Source organism: Bradyrhizobium sp. (assembly GCF_016462955.1).
Lineage (GTDB): Bacteria > Pseudomonadota > Alphaproteobacteria > Rhizobiales > Xanthobacteraceae > Bradyrhizobium.
In genome coordinates this window covers 1-1,234 of record NZ_JAEMSD010000604.1, presented here as the reverse complement: position 1 = coordinate 1,234, position 1,234 = coordinate 1, and the positions used below count along the sequence as shown (strand labels likewise).

The 1,234-nt window shown below is 65.2% G+C and carries 1 protein-coding gene; it reads right to left on the bottom strand.

Going from position 1 to position 1,234, the window contains the following annotated elements; genetic code table 11:
• Positions 1–1,234, bottom strand: a 1,234-nt coding sequence (gene dnaE / locus JHD07_RS35295; RefSeq protein ID WP_291630598.1) for a DNA polymerase III subunit alpha, incomplete at both ends; no start/stop codon positions are given.

Genomic DNA, 1,234 nt, shown 5'->3' with positions numbered 1-1,234 from the left:
GGCGGCGAGGATCGCGTCCGCGCCCGCAAAGACGCGCGCCCGATTTGGCTCCAGCGTGTCGAAGGCGCCGGCCGCCGCGAGACTTTCGATGATGCGCTTGTTTATCGCGCGCGGCGAGACCCGCGCCGCGAAATCGGCGAGCGAGGTGAACAGGCCGCCCCTGCTGCGCTCGGCGATGATCTGCTCGATCGCCTGGATGCCGACGCCCTTGAGCGCGGCGAGCGCATAATAGATCGTCTTCTCGCCCACCTCGAAGGTCGCCCCGGACCGGTTGATGTTGGGCGGCTCGACCTTGATGCCGAGACGCTGCGCTTCGGAGCGGAATTCGGACAGCTTGTCGGTGTTGTTGAGATCGAGCGTCATCGACGCCGCGATGAACTCTACCGGGTAATGCGCCTTCATGTAGGCGGTGTGGTAGGACACCAGTGCGTAAGCCGCCGCGTGACTCTTGTTGAAGCCGTAGTCGGCAAACTTCGCCAGGAGTTCGAAGATGGTCTCGGCCTGCGCCTTCGGCACGCCGTTCTTGATCGCGCCCGCGACGAAGATGTCGCGCTGCTTGTCCATCTCGGCGCGGATCTTCTTGCCCATGGCGCGGCGCAAGAGGTCGGCGTCGCCGAGCGAATAGCCCGACATCACCTGCGCGATCTGCATCACCTGTTCCTGGTAGATGATGACGCCGAAGGTCTCTTTCAGGATCGGCTCCAGCACCGGATGCAGATATTCCGGCTCCTCGTCGCCGTGCTTGCGCGCGCAATAAGTCGGGATGTTCGCCATCGGGCCCGGGCGATAGAGCGCGACCAGCGCGATGATGTCCTCGAAACGGTCGGGGCGCATGTCGATCAGCGCGCGCCGCATGCCCTGGCTTTCAACCTGGAACACGCCGACGACGTCGCCGCGCGCCAGCATCTGGTAACTCTCGGCATCGTCGATCGGCAGCGTCGCGAGATCGACATCGATGCCGCGCGGCTTGAGCAGCTTGCAGGCGACGTCGAGCACGGTCAGCGTCTTCAGGCCGAGGAAGTCGAACTTCACGAGCCCCGCGGGCTCGACCCATTTCATGTTGAACTGGGTCACCGGCATGTCGGATTTGGGATCGCGGTAGAGCGGCACGAGCTCGCTCAGCGGACGATCGCCGATCACGATGCCGGCCGCATGGGTCGAGGCGTGGCGCGTCAGGCCCTCGAGGCGCTGGGCGATGTCGAAGGCGCGCGCCACCACCGGGTCTTCGTCGCGG